Raw genomic sequence first — 1,440 nt, forward strand, 5'->3', positions numbered from 1 at the left:
TGAACTGACCCCCAGAAGTTGGACGGTTGCGATGTATCCTAACAGTTGATGTTTCTCAAACGGTACTTCACCGGACTGAGCCCGTGCAATCTGAGCTTGATGCGCTCTTGGTTGTAGTAACGAATGTAATCGTGCACCCCTGCTTTGAGTTCCGCCAGGCCGTCGAAACTCACAAGATGGAAATACTCGGCCTTTAAGGTTCCAAAGAAACTCTCGATCGCCGCATTGTCAAAACAATTTCCTTTGCGGCTCATGCTTTGCGTTACACCGTGATGCGCGAGCATCGCCCGATAGGGCTGCATTTTGTACTGCCAGCCTTGGTCCGAGTGAACTGTCAATTTGGATGAGTCTTCCAAACTTGCAAGCGCCATCTCAAACGTGCCAAAAACCAGTTCAAAAACTGGGCGCTCGGCCATGCGGTGCGCGATGATCTCGCCGTTATAGAGGTCCATACAGGCCGATAGATAGAGCTTCTGCCCATGCACTTTGAACTCGGTGATATCGGTTACCCACTTCTGGTTGGGCGCAGTCGCGCAGAAGTCACGCTTCAGGACATTGGGTACATGCACATCGCTTACGCCTTGGACAAGCCTGGAGCGCTTCTTCGCCCGAATCAGCGAGCGCAGTCCCATCTTTTGCATTAGACGCTGCACGCATTTATGGTTAACGGATTCCGCCATTGAATTGCACAGTTCAGCCGTGATCCGTCTGTAGCCATATCGACCCTTGTGCTCGTCATAGATGGCACGAATCTTGGCCTTCAAGTTGCTGTGTTGCTCCGTACGCACAAGCGCATTGCACTGGTAGTAAAAAGAGCTGCGAGCAAGGCTTGCTGCAAGCAGTAAATCCGCCAATTTATGGTGATGCCTCAACCCGAGGATTAGACGCGCTTTGTCAGCGCAGCTGATCTTTTCGTCCGGATCAAGGCATGTGATTTTTTTAGATACGCCACCTCCGCGCGCAGTCGTTCGTTCTCTTCACGCAAGGCGTGTACCGAATCGGTGATCGCCGTGCTCGACGCTTCAGCGCAACAGCTTTTGGATTTCATACTGGGGAGCCCACTTTTATCGTTACTGAGAGCTTCCAGGTCATCTGCACCGAGATTACGCCGCCAGACCACAACCTGATTGGGATTACGGATGTCATAGAGTGCCGCCACCTTGCGGCTTGAGAGCCGTTCGCGGTCCTGATGCGATAGTACCTGCAGCTTGAATTGCGCGCTATACGAGCTACGTTTGGGACGCAATCCCTCGATGCCATGCAAGCGGTAATGGCTCACCCAGGTACGGATTTTTTCCTCGGGCACTGACCAACGCCGTGCCAGCAGCTTCGCTCCGCCTTCACCCGCTAAAAAGCTTTTGACTACGTCAAGCTTAAATTCTGTTTTGTACTTTGCCATGAAACCCTCTGAAGTTTGTCCAACTTCTGGGGGTCAGTTCA

Annotated in this window: 1 pseudogene; it reads right to left on the reverse strand. The window is 52.2% G+C overall.

The annotated features are described in order from the left end of the window. Positions 1 to 38 precede the first annotated feature (38 nt). A pseudogene (locus IV112_RS13950) lies at positions 39 to 1,399 on the reverse strand (IS3 family transposase). Positions 1,400 to 1,440: the final 41 nt, after the last annotated feature.

The sequence above is a fragment of the Methyloversatilis discipulorum genome (genome assembly GCF_018780585.1).
Classification (GTDB): domain Bacteria; phylum Pseudomonadota; class Gammaproteobacteria; order Burkholderiales; family Rhodocyclaceae; genus Methyloversatilis; species Methyloversatilis discipulorum_B.